Source organism: Mesorhizobium loti, assembly GCF_013170705.1.
Lineage (GTDB): Bacteria > Pseudomonadota > Alphaproteobacteria > Rhizobiales > Rhizobiaceae > Mesorhizobium > Mesorhizobium loti_D.
In genome coordinates, this window is record NZ_CP033334.1 from 5,465,261 (window position 1) to 5,481,778 (window position 16,518).

Annotated in this window: 15 protein-coding genes and 1 tRNA gene; 11 read left to right on the top strand and 5 right to left on the bottom strand. The window is 59.4% G+C overall.

What is annotated here, in order from left to right:
• Positions 1-51: 51 nt before the first annotated feature.
• Positions 52-942: an alpha/beta fold hydrolase gene (locus EB815_RS27015; protein ID WP_065004965.1), complete on the top strand. Its 891-nt coding sequence runs from the start codon at positions 52-54 to the stop codon at positions 940-942.
• 67 nt (positions 943-1,009) lie between these two features.
• On the opposite strand, the gene EB815_RS27020 is transcribed toward EB815_RS27015, so the two are convergent.
• Together EB815_RS27020 and EB815_RS27025 are read right to left on the bottom strand one after the other, a co-directional pair.
• Complete coding sequence (locus EB815_RS27020; protein WP_171883322.1) at positions 1,010-2,086, bottom strand: tyrosine-type recombinase/integrase; 1,077 nt, start codon at positions 2,084-2,086, stop codon at positions 1,010-1,012.
• Positions 2,087-2,326: 240 nt separating this feature from the next.
• Positions 2,327-3,487 carry a porin gene (locus tag EB815_RS27025; RefSeq protein ID WP_065004964.1) on the bottom strand — a complete coding sequence of 387 codons (1,161 nt, stop codon included), beginning with the start codon at positions 3,485-3,487 and terminating at the stop codon, positions 2,327-2,329.
• A gap of 451 nt (positions 3,488-3,938) precedes the next feature.
• On the opposite strand from EB815_RS27025, the gene EB815_RS27030 reads away from it, so the two are divergent.
• From EB815_RS27030 to EB815_RS27040, 3 genes are all read left to right on the top strand, one after another.
• A tRNA-Ser gene (locus EB815_RS27030) sits at positions 3,939-4,029 on the top strand.
• 92 nt (positions 4,030-4,121) lie between these two features.
• The gene (locus EB815_RS27035; RefSeq protein ID WP_056563472.1) at positions 4,122-4,397 is read left to right on the top strand and encodes a GIY-YIG nuclease family protein; all 276 of its coding nucleotides are present in this window, start codon (positions 4,122-4,124) and stop codon (positions 4,395-4,397) included.
• A 73-nt stretch (positions 4,398-4,470) separates the two neighbouring features.
• Entirely contained in the window at positions 4,471-5,646 is a 1,176-nt protein-coding gene (locus EB815_RS27040) for a porin (RefSeq protein WP_065004963.1), read from the top strand.
• Between the two features lie 416 nt (positions 5,647-6,062).
• Here the strand turns inward: EB815_RS27040 and EB815_RS27045 are convergent, their stop codons facing one another.
• Complete coding sequence (locus tag EB815_RS27045) at positions 6,063-7,736, bottom strand: tetratricopeptide repeat-containing sulfotransferase family protein (RefSeq protein WP_056565583.1); 1,674 nt, start codon at positions 7,734-7,736, stop codon at positions 6,063-6,065.
• 176 nt (positions 7,737-7,912) lie between these two features.
• The gene (locus EB815_RS27050; RefSeq protein ID WP_056563475.1) at positions 7,913-9,565 is read right to left on the bottom strand and encodes a tetratricopeptide repeat-containing sulfotransferase family protein; all 1,653 of its coding nucleotides are present in this window, start codon (positions 9,563-9,565) and stop codon (positions 7,913-7,915) included.
• A gap of 120 nt (positions 9,566-9,685) precedes the next feature.
• Between EB815_RS27050 and EB815_RS27055 the strand changes: the two genes are divergently transcribed.
• Positions 9,686-10,798 (top strand): pyridoxal phosphate-dependent aminotransferase, encoded by a 1,113-nt coding sequence (locus tag EB815_RS27055; protein ID WP_056563478.1) that lies wholly within the window; start codon positions 9,686-9,688, stop codon positions 10,796-10,798.
• 121 nt (positions 10,799-10,919) lie between these two features.
• Here the strand turns inward: EB815_RS27055 and EB815_RS27060 are convergent, their stop codons facing one another.
• Positions 10,920-11,429: a MarR family winged helix-turn-helix transcriptional regulator gene (locus EB815_RS27060; RefSeq protein ID WP_244493893.1), complete on the bottom strand. Its 510-nt coding sequence runs from the start codon at positions 11,427-11,429 to the stop codon at positions 10,920-10,922.
• A 206-nt stretch (positions 11,430-11,635) separates the two neighbouring features.
• Between EB815_RS27060 and EB815_RS27065 the strand changes: the two genes are divergently transcribed.
• The 6 genes from EB815_RS27065 to EB815_RS27090 all read left to right on the top strand — a co-directional run bounded on the left by EB815_RS27065 (position 11,636) and on the right by EB815_RS27090 (position 16,499).
• Positions 11,636-11,920, top strand: a complete 285-nt coding sequence (locus EB815_RS27065; RefSeq protein ID WP_056563486.1) for an acylphosphatase — start codon at positions 11,636-11,638, stop codon at positions 11,918-11,920.
• A 68-nt stretch (positions 11,921-11,988) separates the two neighbouring features.
• Positions 11,989-12,648: a TetR/AcrR family transcriptional regulator gene (locus tag EB815_RS27070; RefSeq protein ID WP_056563489.1), complete on the top strand. Its 660-nt coding sequence runs from the start codon at positions 11,989-11,991 to the stop codon at positions 12,646-12,648.
• 54 nt (positions 12,649-12,702) lie between these two features.
• Positions 12,703-13,866 carry an isovaleryl-CoA dehydrogenase gene (locus tag EB815_RS27075; protein WP_056563492.1) on the top strand — a complete coding sequence of 388 codons (1,164 nt, stop codon included), beginning with the start codon at positions 12,703-12,705 and terminating at the stop codon, positions 13,864-13,866.
• Position 13,867: 1 nt separating this feature from the next.
• The gene (locus EB815_RS27080) at positions 13,868-15,475 is read left to right on the top strand and encodes a carboxyl transferase domain-containing protein (protein ID WP_056563495.1); all 1,608 of its coding nucleotides are present in this window, start codon (positions 13,868-13,870) and stop codon (positions 15,473-15,475) included.
• A gap of 1 nt (position 15,476) precedes the next feature.
• Positions 15,477-16,007 (top strand): O-acetyl-ADP-ribose deacetylase, encoded by a 531-nt coding sequence (locus tag EB815_RS27085; protein ID WP_056563499.1) that lies wholly within the window; start codon positions 15,477-15,479, stop codon positions 16,005-16,007.
• A gap of 120 nt (positions 16,008-16,127) precedes the next feature.
• The gene (locus EB815_RS27090; RefSeq protein ID WP_056563502.1) at positions 16,128-16,499 is read left to right on the top strand and encodes a hypothetical protein; all 372 of its coding nucleotides are present in this window, start codon (positions 16,128-16,130) and stop codon (positions 16,497-16,499) included.
• Positions 16,500-16,518: the final 19 nt, after the last annotated feature.

Consider the following 16,518-nt stretch of genomic DNA (forward strand, 5'->3'; position numbering starts at 1 on the left):
TGCCCTCGCCTGTAGCTGTCTTTGGTCTATCCAGCCAGGGCAGCATTTTAAATGTCGAGCGACAAAGGCTTCACCGACTTCTTTTATGCGGCGCCGGACGGGTTGAAGCTTCACGCCCGCGTCTACGGCAAGGCCAGTACCAGCGACTGGCCGGTAGTCTGCCTGCCCGGCCTGACCCGCAATGCTCGCGACTTTCATTATCTTGCGCTCTATCTGTCGCAGCGCGCCGGCACTGCACGCCAGGTCGTGGCTTTCGATTATCGAGGGCGAGCGATGTCGGCCTACGATCCCGACATCGCCCACTATAATGTCGGTGTCGAAGCCGGCGATGTCCTGGCCGGGCTCGCGGCACTTGGCATTGACCACGCAGCTTTCATCGGCACTTCGCGCGGCGGCCTGATCATCCATGTGCTCGGGGCATTGAAGCCGGCGGTGCTGAAAGCCATTGTGCTCAATGACATCGGACCTGTGATCGAAGCCGGAGGCTTTGCCAACATCCGATCCTATCTTGAGCGCTCGCCGAAGCCGAAGACATTTGATGAAGCCGTGGACGCGCAGCGGCGCACGCATGGCGGCGACTTTCCGGCCCTTACCCATGCGGACTGGGCTCGGATGGTGGGTGCGCTCTACCGCAACACGGATGGCGGACTGGTGCCCGATTTCGATCCGGCGTTGATCGACACTCTGGCCGGAATCGATTTCAGCAAGCCGTTGCCGGATCTGTGGCCGCAATTCGATGCGCTGGTCGCCGTGCCATTGCTTGCCATCCGCGGCGGCAATTCCAAACTGCTCTCCACCGCAACGCTCGAGGACATGCAAAAACGCCATCCCGGCATGGAGACGATCACCGTCGAGGGTCAGGGGCACGCACCATTCCTCGAAACCAGCAGTCTGCCTGGCGATATAGCGGCCTTTCTTGATCGGGCTGAACGCCAAGACTGAATAAAGTAACCCCAAGACCAGATCTAGCCCTGGGGTCACAGCAACAGTATAGCCGCGCCTGTTGGAATTATTTGGCCTTTGAGCTTTTCCGCAAGGCTTTTGCCGGCTTCGCCGCACCCGCCTCGCTTGTTTTGCCCGGCTTAGGCGCCGAAGGCGCTGTCAGCGGGGAAGAGAAGGCCGAGCTTTCATTACCGCGCGACGCATCCTCGCTTCGCGGCGTTTCCAGCACGACGACACAGCCGTCGAGATCGTTGGTGGCCAGATGCGCGTAGCGCATGGTCATCGAAAGAGTCTGGTGGCCAAGCCACATCTGCACGCGCCTGATGTCGATGCCGCCCTGGACAAGGCGCGAGGCGCAGGTGTGACGCAAGATGTGCGGCACGACCTGGTCGTCGGCGCCAAGACCGACTTCGGCCTTCGCGTCATTCCAGATGGCACGGAACTGTGCCTGGCTGAGCTTGGTGAACGGGCCCTTGGGCCGGCGCCCTTCGGCCGGAGGCAGCCTGATGACCTCCTTGACACGCTCGGTCATCGGAATGGTACGGCTGCGGCCGGATTTGGTGATCCAGAAACTGACGCGATGTTCCTGGATGTCGTTCCAGATCAGCCCGAGCGCTTCGCCGAGACGGCATCCGGTGTCGACCAGGAAGACGGAAAGCCTGTAGGCATCCTCACTGCGGCTTCTGATGGCGGCGAACAGCCTTGCCTCTTCGTCCCTCTCAAGGAACCGAATCCGTCCCGCCCGCTCTTTCTGGCGGCGGAACTCGGGCAGGCTGTGGATATCTCCCATCTTGTAGGCCTTGCGCAGCAGTTTGCTGAGAGCAGCCATCTTTCGATTGATGGTTGCGTTGCTGTTGCCGCGCTGGCGCAAGGTGCCGATAAGGTTATCAAGGGTACTCTGGTCAAAGGCGCTGAAACGCTCCCCAAGGAGAATTTCATCTATTTCGCCGATGAATGAGCTGACATTGTATTTATGCCGCCCGTCATCCCACAGTATGTCCCGATAGGCTGAAAAAAGCTCTCCGACTCGGTACGACTTTACTTCTCTTATCTTGTTATAGGTGTACTTGATCTTCGAATTCTGAGAAGAAAACATCGAAAACGGATCTGAGGGGCTAGCCTCCTGGATCGCTTCGTTGGTCATAATTCGTCGCACCCCCGAGTGGATGGATCAGCCCTATCCGCTTGGAAGCGTCCTTTCAAGAGTTTTAATCACGCGGTTGTGATCTCATCCGCCCATTGGCGAATCCCACGAAATCACTCTGCGGATTTGTTCAGCTACCGATTCCCCCTCTTCCTTCGTTTGCGTTGACCCAGTCACGAAACAAAAACAGCCCGGGCGTTTGTGCGCCCGGGCTGGATTTCACTTGTAGAGCACCAGCCCTTAGAAGGAGCGCTGGAAGCGGAGGATACCGCCGATGTTGCTCTTCTTCTCGGCGTGGGTCCAGTTCGACACGGTGTCGTTACCGACGTTGAGGTAGTCAACTTCGGCCGTGACCGTGAAGCCGGGAACCACGTCGTAGGCGATGTTCGCAGCGACGCCGAGGTTCTTGCCCTCGTCATACGACACCTGGGCGTTGAACGAGGTCTTCTCGTTGAACTTGTACGAGCCACCGCCCCAAACTGCCCAGTTGCCGCTCCACTGCTTGTACATGCCGCGACCGCCAGCCGGGAGGAAATAGCTTCCATCCGTGTAGTTGCTGTCCGAGCCGTAGCCGCCCATCAAGAACAGCGACAGTGCGCTGGAGACGTTGACGTCCAAGCGAACCTTGCCCGCGACTTCTTCATAGTTGCTGTCATAAGCAACGACGCCGGTGATGGCGCCCCAGCCCTGCGTCCACTTTACGCCACCGACGACATGCGGAACGTAGCTGTCGATCGTATAAGCTCCGTAACCTTCTTCGAGTGAGACGACAGCCGAGAAGCCGTTGCCAGCGTCGAAGTAGTACTGCACGACGTTGGTGTCGAAACCACCGTAAGGCACCAGTGTATCCTGGATGACGTTGCCGGCGTAGCCGATGAACGTATCGAAGGCCGACTCGTCCTTACCGACGCGAAGACCACCGAGCTGGATCCAGGCAAAGTTCAGCGAGACGGAACCGCCGGCGCCAGCGCCAGCAACGTACCTATCGTTTACGAGGTCATAGGAAGCACGGCCGCTGTCGCGTGAGTTGCCGAAGTTGAAGCGGGTCTCGGTGTAGGTCTTCAAAGTACCGAGTTCGGTTTCCTGGCCGGTCCAGGTCTTCAGCGCGAAGCGGGCGTTCTTCTTCCAGGTGCCCTGGTCTTTGCCGCTCTTAACGTCGGTAGCACGAGCGCCATCGAACGAGCCGATATCGCCAGCGCCGATGTCGTAACGGACATAGCCGCCGATGCGCAGGCAGGTCTCGGTGCCCGGGATGTAGAAGTAGCCAGCGCCGTAGACGTCGCAGATCTTGACGTATTCAGCGGGTTCCGGCTCGGCGACGACGACGGCGTCGGCGGCGCGCGCACCGGAAACTGCGATCAGGGCCGCAGCGGAGCCGAGGAGAAGGCTCTTAATGTTCATTTTCTGACCTCCAGTCAAAAGTTAAAAAACGGGTCTGGGTATTCTTTGCTGAAGGACAGCGTTCCCTGCCCCATCCCCACTACCGAAAAAGATGCGCACCGCGCCGCTTCCTCGAAACCGACATTACCCATGAGCCGGCGGCGTTCAACAACGATCGTACAAGCGAAAGGACTGTTCGGCTGCTATCCCCCGGCGTTGTTGCACAAATGACACGATTTGGCCTCACTCAGAAACCTCTTGTTAACCATCAGGCCTGCCGTATCAGCTCATTTCGCGCTGAATCCGGCAATCGGCCGACGGAATCATGGCAGGGCCGCGAGTCACCAGCCAGGGAGTTGCCGCAAAACGGCCGTACCAGGTAAACCCGCCGTTCCGGCCCGCTGTTATTTTTCCATATAATGGCGCGGGCTTGTTGATTGTGCCGGCGCTTTTCTTTATCCACCGGCGCAACGGAGAGGTGGCCGAGTGGTCGAAGGCGCTCCCCTGCTAAGGGAGTAGAGGTCAAAAGCTTCTCGTGGGTTCGAATCCCATCCTCTCCGCCACCCTACGCCCTTTGGGCTTCGGGTGGCAGGCCACCCCAGCGCGCGAAGGGCGTAGGGTGTAGCCCGAAGCTACGGAGTAGCGTAGGGGGACTATGTGGTACGTTTATTTCCCGCAGCTCCATGACGGTGACGTCTATGTCGGGTCGACAAACGACCTTCGACGCCGGTTCGAATCACATCAATCAGGCTATGTGGCATCGACCAAGGCTCATCTGCCTGTCGCCTTGAAGACGTATATTGCGGTCGAAACCGAGGCCAGTGCACGGCAGTTGGAGCGGTATTTCAAGACCGGATCGGGCAAGGCTTTTGCTAGCAGCGATTCTGGCGAACCGAGCGCCGCTGACGACCAAAGAATGCTATCTGTCTGATATAAAACGAAAAACAGCCATTGAATCTGTTTTTCTCTGACCTCCGCCTTCGATTCTGACTGGAGGTCAGAAAATGAACATTAAGAGCCTTCTCCTCGGCTCCGCTGCGGCCCTGATCGCAGTTTCCGGTGCGCGCGCCGCCGACGCCGTCGTCGTCGCCGAGCCGGAACCCGCTGAATACGTCAAGATCTGCGACGTCTACGGCGCTGGCTACTTCTACATCCCGGGCACCGAGACCTGCCTGCGCATCGGCGGCTACATCCGTTATGATGCCTCCGGCGGCGATATCGGTTCGTTTGATGGTGCTCGCACAAGCGATGTCACGAGCGGCAAGGACCAGGGCACATGGCTGAAGAATGAGCGCTTCACGCTTAAGACCTGGACCGGCCAGGAAACCGAACTCGGCACCTTGAAGACCTACACCGAAATGCGCATGAATTTCGGCAACCATAACGCTGATGCTGGCTATGACGGATTTGGAGTCAACGCTGCCGGCAACAAGGCCTTCGATCTGCACTTCGCATGGGCCCAGCTCGGCGGTCTGCGCGTCGGTCTCGACGAATCGGCCTTCGACACGTTCGTCGGTTATGCCGGCAACGTCATCCAGGATACGCTGGTTCCTTACGGCGGGTTCCAGACAAATGAGATCCAGTACTACTTCGATGCCGGCAACGGTTTCTCGGCAGTCGTCTCGCTGGAAGAAGGTTCGGGTGGTTCCGTTGCTTCCGCTACCAACTACAATGGTTATGGCGTGGGCACGATCGACAGCTATGTTCCGCATGTTGTCGGCGGCGTGAAGTACACGCAGGGCTGGGGCGACATCGTCGGCGTCGTTGCTTATGACAGCAACTACGAAAATGTGTCCGGCAAGGTTCGCCTCGATGTGAACGTGACCAATGAACTGTCCTTGTTCGGAATGGTCGGTTACGGCAGCGACGGCAAACTTGGCGATGTTGGACTCGCTCGCTCCTTCTACAAGCCTTGGGGCGGTCACTGGGCTTTCTGGGCTGGCGGTACTTACAAGTTCACCGACAAGGCGTCCTTCAACGCGCAGGTATCGGGCGATCAGTTCAAGAACTACGGTGTCGCGGCGAACATTGCCTACACGCTCGTTCCGGGCTTCACGGTCACCGGCGAAGTTGATTACCTCCACGACGGCAGGTTCGGTGATTTGGACAACTCCAACTGGACTGGAGCTACCAAGAAGAACAGCGTCGGCGGCCTCATCCGCTTCCAGCGCGACTTCTAAGACCAGATATTTCTAGGAAAGGAGAACCCGGCGGGCAATCGCCGGGTTTTTCGTTTGACATGCAAATCTTGCGCGAGCTTGCCGCCAAGCCGTGGCGACTTATCGCCCTTCCGCGAACAGCTGGCGGCCCTATCTGATTGTCTTGAAGCAGTTCCGACCGAGAACGTCAGGAATCGCGAACTTACCACACCGCACCGCGCAGATTCGGACTCAAGCCAGCCGCGGCGCTCGACTGGAGCACGATCTTAGGACATAGATACCGATTTAGGTCAGGCGATGCTGATACCTCTTTGCTGAAATCGGCTTGATACGATTACGGCACCCAAAAAAGTTCATGCACAGCAGAACCAACGACGCGCCTTCAACGCGTTGCCTCCTGGCGCACTGCCATGCCCTCAAAGCGGCCTTACTGAAGATCAGATGTCCGCCAAATCACCCAAGGCTTCGATCAAGGGGGCGATCTCGCCCTCGTAATTCTTCCAGCGCTTCACGGAAGATTTGTAGATCGGCTGGCGAACCTGCCAGCGGCTGGGCGTGGTGACCGCCCCTTCCCTATCGAAGTAGCGCAGGCATGCGTCATCCCAGGGAAGGCCGAGATAATCGATGAGCCGGCGCGACTGCGCCTCTTGATCCTCTACAAGCGTCTCATAGCGATTTTCAAAGATCCGACCGGGGAAAACCTCGTTCCAGTGACGCATCAAGCGGTCATATTCCCGGTAATAGAGGCCGAGTGCCCGCAGGTCTGAATTGTAACTATGTGCCGAGCTGAAAGGCAGGACAAAGCATGAAACGCAATTGTCGATCGCATCGCGGCGGCAGTGAATGATGCGGGCATTGGGAAAGAGCAGGGTGAGGAGGCCGATCAACTCGAAATTGTGCGGCATTTTATCGATGATTCGCTGCGCGGTCGGAGCGCGCTCCCGCAGATAGGAAAGATGCTCTTCGGCCAACGTCCTGGACAAGCCTTCGGTGACCGTCATGATCGGCTTGTTGAAATCAGAAGCCGAGGGATTCAGACCGATCGCGTTCGCTACCCGCCTCAGTTTGCTAAGCTCTCCGGCGCCATGAACATCGGGATGACTGGCGCATATTTGTTCGGTCAGTGTCGTCCCGGAGCGCGGCATCCCGACCACGAACACAGGTGCTTCGGAAGGGTTCCCATAGCTGGACCTCGCGGCAAACAGATCCGGCGTGAAGGTTTCAATGGTCAGATCCACGAAACGACGATACTGATCAATGTCGAACTTGTAGCCGGCGGCCTGTTTCGCCTTGTTGAAATGGTCGAACGCCTCGGCGTAGCGCTTGAGGTCGTTCAGCACCTTGCCGGCCGCGTAATGCAGATTCTGCACGGCCTCCGATTTAAGTCGCGGACCGTCTAGTTCGCGAAGGATCGATTGAAGTTCCGCAGGCTCTTCGGTAAACTTTCGGCTCTGCACGAGGTCGTAATAAGCCGCCGCAACGTCAATGCGGTGTTCGATCGCCTGTCTGAGATAGACGCCGGCCTCCTCCATGCGCCCAAGGCCGGTGAGCGAGGCTGCCATTCCGATCCGCGCCTTGGGGTGGTCGCGGTTGATTTTCATCGCCTTCTCATAAAGCGGCAAGGCCAGGTCGGGTTTGTCGAACTGGGTATAAACGCGACCGAGGGCACACAGGGCCTCTACAAGATCGGGCTGCACTTCCAAGGCATATTCTATATGTTTGATCGCGGCTGAAAATTCGCTCACCTTGCCATAGGCCTCACCGAGGCTAAGATGATAATAGGGATTTCTGGGCTCCTCGCCGACAGCGCGGGCGAAATAACGCAGAGCCGCCTCGTCATCATAGCCAAGATAGACGGTGCCCATGATATAGAGCGCAAGCGCATGGTTTGGCGTGCGCGCCAAAACCTGCAGGCACAGGTTCTGAGCCTCATCAAGCCGCTTGGCCTGTTGATGTTCATAGGCTTGCTTCAGCAACAAATCGTCAGCCTGTGCGCGTGCAAACGAATTTGTTTTCGGCGGATTTGCCAGAGCTGGCCGTGGCAATCCAGGTTTCGGAGCGGCGGCGGTTTTGAGATGTTTGGACCACGCAGGCGGCAGACGACTATTCATCATTCCTAGCTAGCAAAAAAAGCCAATCGAATCCAGAACGTCTGACCATATCGACGGCTTACAGCAGACAGCCCATGCGTTGGCCGCGAGGCCTTTTTTTGCTCGAGCAGGGGTGTTGATCACAACAGACGCGGCACTCTTTGCCGCAGCTTCCAATTCCGAGCCGCAAGCTGTTGTTAGATGTCCGCAAGGTCGCCCAGCGCTTCAATAAGCGGCTGAATCTCCGTCTCATAATTTTTCCAACGCTTGACGGAAGATTTGTAGATCGGCTGACGAACCTGCCAGCGGCTGGGCGTATTGACCGAACTGTCCCTGTCGAAAAAGCGCAAGCAGGCGTCATCCCAAGGCAGCCCAAGATAATCTATCAGATGGCGGGACTGCGCTTCCTGATCCTCGACCAGTGTCTCGTAACTGTTTTCGAAGATCAGGCCCGGAAAAACCTTGTTCCAATGCTGCATCAGCCGATCATACTCGCGGTAGTACAGGCCAAGCATTCTCAGGTCGGTGTTGTAGGCGTGTCCCTCGCCGAATCTCAAGACAAAGCAAGAGACGCAATTGTCGATCGCATCACGACGGCAATGAATGATGCGCGCGTTGGGGAAGAGAAGGCCGATCAAACCGATCAGTTCAAAATTATGCGGCATCTTATCCACGATCCGACGGGCGGCAGGTGCCCGCTCGCTCAGATAAGCCAAGTGCTCTTCAGCCAATGTTCCGGACAGGTTTTTTGTGATCGACGCGATCGCCTGGTTCAAATCCCTGGCCGACGACTTTCTAAGTCCGATCGCATTGGCGACCCGCCTGAGCTTCATAAGTTCGCCAGCGCCATGGACATCGGGATGACTTGCGCAAATCTGCTCCGTAAGCGTCGTTCCCGAGCGAGGCATGCCGACCACGAACACAGGAACTTCGGATGGATTTCCAAAACCAGTCCTGGCAGCCAGCATCTCAGGCGTGAAAGTCTCGATCAGCGCATCAACCCAGCGACGATAAAGATCGATATCGAAGTTACGGCCGGAGACCTGTTTCGACTTGTTGAAATGCTCGAACGCATCTTTGTAGCGCTTGAGGTCGTTCAGCACCTTACCGGCCGCCAGATGGAGCTTTTCCGCTCCGTCCGGGTCGAGCTTGGGATTTCCGAGTTCACCAAGGATGGATTTGAGCTCTTTGGGCTCTTCCGTGAACTTTTGCGTCTGGACAAGTTCGTTGTAGGCTGTCGGCACAGCGATGCGACGTTCAATTGACTGATGGAGGTAACCAGCGGCTTCCTCCATCCGTCCCACACTGGTAAGCGCACTAGCCAGTCCGATCCGCACCTTGGGATGATCCGGGTTGATTTTCAGTGCCTTCTCATACAGCGGCAAAGCCATATCGGGCTTGTCAAACTCAACATAAGCATCCGCCAATGCACAAAGCGCCTCGATAAGGTTTGGCTGCAACTCCAAGGCATGCTGCATATGCTTTATTGCTGGCGAATACTCGCTTACCTTCACATAGGCCGAGGCCAGACCAAGATGGTAATAGGGGTTCTTGGGTTCCGCATCGACCGCTCGCGCGAAATATCGCAAAGCCGCCTCATCCTCATAGCCCAGGCAAATGGTCCCCAGAATATACAGAGCGAGGGGGTGATTTGGTGTACGCGACAGAACTCGCAGGCACAGGTCCTGAGCTTCGTTGAGGCGCTTGGCCTGCTGGAAGGCGTAAGCCTGTTGCAGCAGCGCTTCGTCAGCCTGCCGACGTGAAAGCGAATTTGCCGTCGGCAGATTTGGTTTCGGCGTGGGGCCAGGTTTGATGTGTTTGGACCATGCGGGCGGCAGACGATTGTTCATGGTGCCTCGCTAGCAAAAAGAGGCGAAGGAATCCAGCGTTGCGGCCGAGGCCGCGGGGTGCTTGCGCCAGCCATCCGGTCACGCTAGCAAGAAGTCTCCCTGTCCATGCGAGCTTCCGTCATGCGTCTGCGCCCTCCCCTAACGCCGCTCATCGCCGCGCTTCCGTCCACCGTGCCGTTCGTCGGCCCGGAAGCACAGGAGCGTGAGCGCGGGCGCGCCTTCCGAGCCCGCATCGGCGCCAACGAGAGCAGTTTTGGTCCTTCGCCGCGCGTCATCGCCCGCATGGAGAGTGTCGCGCGCGACCAATGGATGTATTGCGATCCCGACAATTTCGACCTGAAGGTCGCGGCTGCCGCGCATCACCACGTGGCGGTCGAGAACGTCGTTGTCGGCGAAGGCATAGACGGCCTGCTCAGCCTTGTGGCACGCATGTATGTGGCGCCAGGCGACGCGGTGGTCACCTCGCTCGGTGCTTATCCGACCTTCAACTTTCATGTTGCCGGCGTCGGCGGGCGGCTGATCACGGTTGCCTATGAAAACGACAAGGAAAGCCTGGAGGGTTTGCTCGCGGCGGTCATCAGGGAAAAGGCGCCACTGGTCTACCTGTCCAACCCAGACAATCCGATGGGCAGTTGGTGGGAGGCGCACGAGATCATCCGTTTCATCGAGGCGTTGCCTGAAACCACCATGCTGGTGCTCGACGAGGCCTATGGCGAATTGGGACCAGCCTCGGCCCTGCCACCGATCGATATCTCGCGGCCAAACGTTGTCCGCATGCGAACGTTTTCAAAGGCTTACGGGCTTGCCGGTATACGCTGCGGCTATGCGGTGGCGGAGGCGCAGGTAATCCGCGACTTCGAAAAAATCCGCAATCACTACGGCGTCAGCCGCATGGCGCAGATCGCCGGCGTCGAGGCGCTCGCCGACCAGGCCTATCTAGAGACCGTGGTAGCGCGCGTGGCCGCCGGCCGCCGCCGCATCGCTGATATCGCCAAGCAGAACGGATTGAAGCCTTTGGCCTCGGCGACCAATTTCGTCACCATCGACTGCGGCCATGATGGCGCCTTCGCGCTGAAAGTGCTGCAGGGGCTGTTGTCGCGCGATGTATTCATCCGCAAGCCGATGGCGCCAGGGCTCGACCGCTGCATTCGCGTCAGCGTCGGCCTCGATCACGAACTGGATATTTTCGCCGAGGAATTGCCCGGCGCGCTGGCCGCGGCGCGAGGGAACTAGAGCATTTCACCGTTTCGCGGAAACGGCGAACCGCTCTGACTCTTTGTTTTGACGCAATTCCCAAGGGCAAGCGCTACGCGCTTGTCCCGAGAAAACCGCTCACACTTTTCCTGGAATTGCGCTAGGCGATTTCGCCGCGCCCGGAATCCGTCGCGCCACCGAGCAGCCTCCTGACGCGTGCCAGCACGTCCGACAACTCGGCGGCCTCCTCGTCGCCCAGCCCCTCGGTCAAGCGGATAAGGTCGCGATCCGCGGCCGACTGAAGTGCTGCAAGCGCGTCGCGGCCGTGTGCGGTGAGCGAGAGGACGCGCCGAGGCAGGGTGTCGGGATCGGCGCGCGTTTCGATCAAGCCGGCGGCGGAGAGTTTTCGAAGAATTCTCGTAACATAGGCAGGATCCAGCTCTAGATCCCGAGCTATTTCGGATGCCGCTGGTGCGAAATCGAGTTGAAACGCCCGCGCCAGGAAGCCTGCCTTGCCGCCAGGGTAGGTGGCAATAACCCTGGTCCGATGCCCCAGCTCGAACAGTACTCGCGCCTCGGCCAGCGTATGGGCACTGTGGGTCAAGGTTTCGTCGAGCAACCCGATCAGGCCGGTATAGAAACGGTTGAAGCGCCTGAGGTCGCTGACCAAGGCATTCCGATCGGTCGGCATATCTGGCGCCCCGGAAGATTCCCACTTCGCCGGATCATCGCAAAAAAATTGACCAAGTCAATTATTTATTGGAGGAAGTCATCTATCCTCCGGACGAGATACGGCTCGACAATTCAACAGACTCCTCCCTCAAGCCAGTTGCCTTCATTCGATCCTGCGCCAGATTCCATGCAAGGGAGCGAGCCATGAAAGACCGGAAAAGGGCGGTGCGGGCGCGTGTCCACGGCAAGGTGCAAGGCGTCGGCTACAGGATCTGGACGCGAGGCGAAGCGACAGGGCTTGGCCTGATGGGCTGGGTGCGCAACGAAAGAGATGGATCGGTAACAGCATGGCTGACCGGCACGGATGCGGCGGTTTCGACCATGATCGAGTTGCTTTGGCAAGGCCCGCCGGGTGCCGCGGTCCACCAGATCGACATAGAGGAACTCAAGAGTTGGATTGCGCCTGGAGACTTCAGGGTTGTCGCATAGGCGGGCCTCGATAGCCCTCTTGAATTAATTGAACGTTCGTTTTATTATGGCTGCCTAAAGAGGCGATCATGGCGCGCACCACAGGATCCGATGGCGAGCGAACGGAGGCGGCGGTCCGCGAGGCGGCGGTCAACCTGATTGCACGCTATGGCTACGAGGCGATGTCCATGCGCCAACTGGCCGCCGAAGTAGGTGTGCAGGCGGCCGCGCTCTACCGCTATTTCCCGACCAAGGAAGATCTCCTGTTCACGCTGATGCGCGAGCACATGGAAGGGCTTCGCGAAGCCTGGGAAAACGCCCGGCCAGCCGGCGCCGAGCCGGCGGAGCAGCTCGCGGCCTATGTCCGCAACCACATCGCTTTTCATATCGAGCGCCGGCACGCCACGCATGTGTCGAACATGGAATTGCGCAGTCTGTCGCCCGACAGGCTGACACAGATCCTGCGCATGCGCACGGCCTACGAAAAGGAACTGCGCGCCATCCTGCGTGATGGCGCCGAAGCCGGCGTGTTCAGCATCGAGGACACCGGCCTGACAGCCATGGCTCTGATCCAGATGATGACCGGCGTCATTGTCTGGTTCCGGCCCGGCGAGCGGCTTTCGGTCCCTGAAGTAACGGCGACATATCTTTCAATGACAATGCGTCTCGTCGGCGCGAAGATCGCAGACAGCGCCGCGCGTCCATCGGGCGCGCAAAGGACGCTGTCCCACTTTGATTTTCGCGCATGATCCCTTCCGAAAATCGAAGTCGATTTTCGGGGTCATGCGCCACGGAGGAAAAACATGTACACGAACACGCTCGGCTTCGGGTATGACGAGGATATCGAGGCGCTGCGCGACATGGTGCGGCGCTTCGCCCAGGACCGGATAGCGCCGATCGCCGGCGACATCGACCGCGACAACGAATTTCCGGCGCATCTGTGGCGCGAACTCGGCACGCTCGGCCTACTCGGCATCACCGCCGATCCCGATTTCGGTGGCAGCGGCATGGGTTATCTCGCCCATGTGATTGCGGTGGAGGAGATCTCACGCGCCTCGGCTTCGGTCGGCCTCTCCTACGGCGCTCACTCCAACCTCTGCGTCAACCAGATCAACCGCTGGGCAACGCCGGCGCAGAAGGAGAAATTCCTGCCGCCGCTGTGCTCGGGCGAGCGTGTCGGCGCGCTGGCGATGTCGGAATCCGGCGCCGGCTCCGACGTTGTCTCGCTCAAGTTGCGCGCCGAAAAGCGCAATGACCGCTATGTGCTTAACGGCACCAAGATGTGGATCACCAACGGCCCGGATGCCGAAACGCTGGTCGTCTATGCCAAGACCGATCCGGAGCGGAAATCGCGCGGCATCACCGCCTTCATCGTAGAGAAGGCGATGACAGGGTTTTCCGTGGCGCAAAAACTCGACAAGCTCGGCATGCGCGGCTCCAACACCGGCGAATTGGTGTTCGAGGATGTCGAAGTGCCATTCGACAATGTGCTGCATGAGGAAGGGCGCGGCGTCGAGGTGCTGATGTCGGGCCTCGACTATGAGCGCACCGTGCTTGCCGGTGGCCCGATCGGCCTGATGGCGGCGTGCCTCGACGTGGCGATCCCCTACGTGCACGAACGCAAGCAGTTCGGCCAGGCGATCGGCGAGTTCCAGCTTGTGCAAGGCAAGCTTGCGGACATGTACACGGTGATGAATGCCGCGCGCGCCTATGTCTATGCCGTCGCCGCCGCCTGCGACCGCGGCCAGACCACCCGCAAGGACGCCGCCGGCTGCGTTTTGTTCGCGGCCGAAAAGGCGACGCAGATGGCGCTCGACGCGCTGCAGCTGCTTGGCGGCAATGGCTATATCAACGACTATCCGACCGGCCGGCTGCTGCGCGACGCCAAGCTCTACGAGATCGGCGCCGGCACCAGCGAAATCCGGCGCTGGCTGATCGGCCGCGAGATCATGGCGGAAGGGGTCTAACATGGCCGTCCTCCAGACCCAGATTTCCCCTTCCTCCGACACCTTTCGTGCCAATGCCGAACGCATGCGCGGACTGGTCTCCGACATCGCCCAAAAAGCCGCCATCGTCGAGCGCGGCGGTTCGGAGGAGGCGCGCGAGCGCCACATCTCGCGCGGCAAGCTGTTGCCGCGCGAACGCCTCGCGCAATTGCTCGACACCGGCTCGCCTTTCCTCGAGATCGGCCAGTTCGCGGCGTGGTCGATGTATGGCGAGGAAATCTCCTCGGCCGGCATGATCGCCGGCATCGGCCGCGTCGAAGGCACCGAGGTGATGGTCGTCGTCAACGATGCCACGGTGAAGGGCGGCACCTATTATCCGCTGACGGTGAAGAAGCATCTGCGCGCGCAGGAGATCGCGCTGCAGAACAATCTGCCCTGCATCTACCTGGTCGACAGCGGCGGCGCCAATCTGCCCAACCAAGACGAAGTGTTTCCGGACCGCGAACATTTCGGCCGCATCTTCTACAATCAGGCCAATATGTCCGCGGCCGGCATCCCGCAGATCGCCTGCGTCATGGGTTCCTGTACGGCCGGCGGCGCCTATGTGCCGGCGATGTCGGATGAGACGATCATGGTGCGCAACCAGGCGACCATTTTCCTCGGCGGTCCGCCGCTGGTGAAGGCGGCCACCGGCGAGGATGTCAGTGCCGAGGATCTCGGCGGCGCGGACGTGCATACCAGGCTTTCCGGCGTCGCCGATCACTACGCTATGGATGACGAACATGCCCTCGCCATCTGCCGTCGCATCGTCAAAAACCTGAATCGGAACAAGACTGTAAGCCTGAACTTACAGAAGTCGATTCCGCCACTTCATTCGGCGGATGAACTCTATGGCGTCGTCCCGACCGATCTGCGTCAGCCCTATGATGTGCGTGAGGTGATCGCGCGTATCGTCGACGGCTCCGAATTCGACGAGTTCAAGCAGAACTACGGCACGACGCTGATCACCGGTTTTGCTCATCTCCACGGCATGCCGGTCGGCATCATCGCCAACAATGGTGTCTTGTTCTCCGAAAGCGCGCTGAAGGGCGCGCACTTCATCGAACTGTGCTGCCAGCGCAAGATCCCGCTTGTCTTCCTTCAGAACATCACCGGCTTCATGGTCGGCCGGAAATACGAAGCAGGCGGCATCGCCAAGGACGGCGCCAAGCTGGTGATGGCGGTTGCCACCGCCAGGGTTCCGAAGGTGACCGTCATCATCGGCGGCTCGTTCGGCGCCGGCAATTACGGCATGTGCGGCCGCGCCTACTCGCCGCGCTTCCTGTGGATGTGGCCGAATGCCCGCATCTCGGTGATGGGCGGCGAGCAGGCGGCGACCGTTCTTGCCATGGTCAAGCGCGAGGGCATCGAGCGCAAAGGGGGCGAATGGAGCGCCGAGGAGGAAGCAAAATTCAAGAAGCCGATCCTGATGAAATACGAGCACGAGGGCCATCCGCTCTACTCGTCCGCTCGTCTTTGGGACGATGGCATCATCGATCCGGCAAAGACGCGCGAGGTGCTGGCGCTCAGCCTTTCGGCGGCGCTCAACGCCGAAATCGAGGACACGCGCTTCGGCGTGTTCAGGATGTGAAATGAGCAAGGCGCCGGACAGGATCCGCATCCACGTCGGCGACATCACGAAGCTGGATGTCGACGTCATCGTCAATGCCGCCAATTCGTCGCTGCTCGGCGGCGGCGGTGTCGATGGCGCCATCCATCGCGCGGCGGGCCGCGAGCTTGAGTCCGAATGCCGGATGCTGAACGGGTGCAAGGTCGGCGACGCCAAGATCACCAAGGGTTACAAACTGCCGACTCGATATGTCATCCACACGGTCGGGCCAGTCTGGCAAGGCGGCGGCAGAGGCGAAGCCGAGTTGCTGGCCTCCTGCTACCGCAAGTCGCTGGAACTCGCGGCCGCCAATGATTGCCGCACCGTGGCATTTCCGGCGATTTCGACCGGTGTCTACCGCTACCCGAAAGATGAGGCGACCGACATCGCTGTCGGGACGATCGGCACGTTCATCGACGAAAAAAACATGCCCGCGACTGTCATCTTCTGCTGCTTCGATGAACAAACGGCGCAACTATACCAGCGCGCCGTTGCTGCACTTCGGGAGGCCTGATCTGTATGGACCAATCGATTCATCAGCATAGGCAAACTCGAATCCCCGCCAACGAACTGGCGGCGAGGCAAGATGTTCGCTACTGCTTGTTCTGCGTAATGCAATGGGGACAGGGCGAAGATGATGCTGAAATATCACCGGGGTACGGTTGCCTCGATACTTGCAAATCTACTAATAATCACAACGACTGCCGCCAACCCGGCCGGATCGCTGGCAGGCAGCAGGGGCGACGTGCGCTACCCGATAAACATTCCCGTCGGTACCACCGGAGGCTGCGGCAAGATCTATGGAGCGTATCTCGCAGCCGCGGGCCATTCGGCCTTCGCGGCGACGCCAATCGTTCCGGCGAGCGAGTACTTCATTTGTGGCGTGAAGCTAAATGCACCGTCACAGAAGGCGGCCGAGGAACTGGCACTGAAATCCTGTCAGGCCAGCAAGAGCAAATACAAGGTGACCGTCGCCGGCGCCTGCAGTCTCGCCGCTTCGAAATAGGCCGGCGCCTGCCAGAATG

Excerpts from the sequence above, each read along its gene's own strand:
- EB815_RS27015 (WP_065004965.1), top strand. The coding sequence starts at position 52 with ATGTCGAGCGACAAAGGCTTCACCGACTTCTTTTATGCGGCGCCGGAC.
- EB815_RS27020 (WP_171883322.1), bottom strand. The coding sequence starts at position 2,086 with ATGACCAACGAAGCGATCCAGGAGGCTAGCCCCTCAGATCCGTTTTCG.
- EB815_RS27025 (WP_065004964.1), bottom strand. The coding sequence starts at position 3,487 with ATGAACATTAAGAGCCTTCTCCTCGGCTCCGCTGCGGCCCTGATCGCA.
- EB815_RS27035 (WP_056563472.1), top strand. The coding sequence starts at position 4,122 with ATGTGGTACGTTTATTTCCCGCAGCTCCATGACGGTGACGTCTATGTC.
- EB815_RS27040 (WP_065004963.1), top strand. The coding sequence starts at position 4,471 with ATGAACATTAAGAGCCTTCTCCTCGGCTCCGCTGCGGCCCTGATCGCA.
- EB815_RS27045 (WP_056565583.1), bottom strand. The coding sequence starts at position 7,736 with ATGAATAGTCGTCTGCCGCCTGCGTGGTCCAAACATCTCAAAACCGCC.
- EB815_RS27050 (WP_056563475.1), bottom strand. The coding sequence starts at position 9,565 with ATGAACAATCGTCTGCCGCCCGCATGGTCCAAACACATCAAACCTGGC.
- EB815_RS27055 (WP_056563478.1), top strand. The coding sequence starts at position 9,686 with ATGCGTCTGCGCCCTCCCCTAACGCCGCTCATCGCCGCGCTTCCGTCC.
- EB815_RS27065 (WP_056563486.1), top strand. The coding sequence starts at position 11,636 with ATGAAAGACCGGAAAAGGGCGGTGCGGGCGCGTGTCCACGGCAAGGTG.
- EB815_RS27070 (WP_056563489.1), top strand. The coding sequence starts at position 11,989 with ATGGCGCGCACCACAGGATCCGATGGCGAGCGAACGGAGGCGGCGGTC.
- EB815_RS27075 (WP_056563492.1), top strand. The coding sequence starts at position 12,703 with ATGTACACGAACACGCTCGGCTTCGGGTATGACGAGGATATCGAGGCG.
- EB815_RS27080 (WP_056563495.1), top strand. The coding sequence starts at position 13,868 with ATGGCCGTCCTCCAGACCCAGATTTCCCCTTCCTCCGACACCTTTCGT.
- EB815_RS27085 (WP_056563499.1), top strand. The coding sequence starts at position 15,477 with ATGAGCAAGGCGCCGGACAGGATCCGCATCCACGTCGGCGACATCACG.
- EB815_RS27090 (WP_056563502.1), top strand. The coding sequence starts at position 16,128 with ATGATGCTGAAATATCACCGGGGTACGGTTGCCTCGATACTTGCAAAT.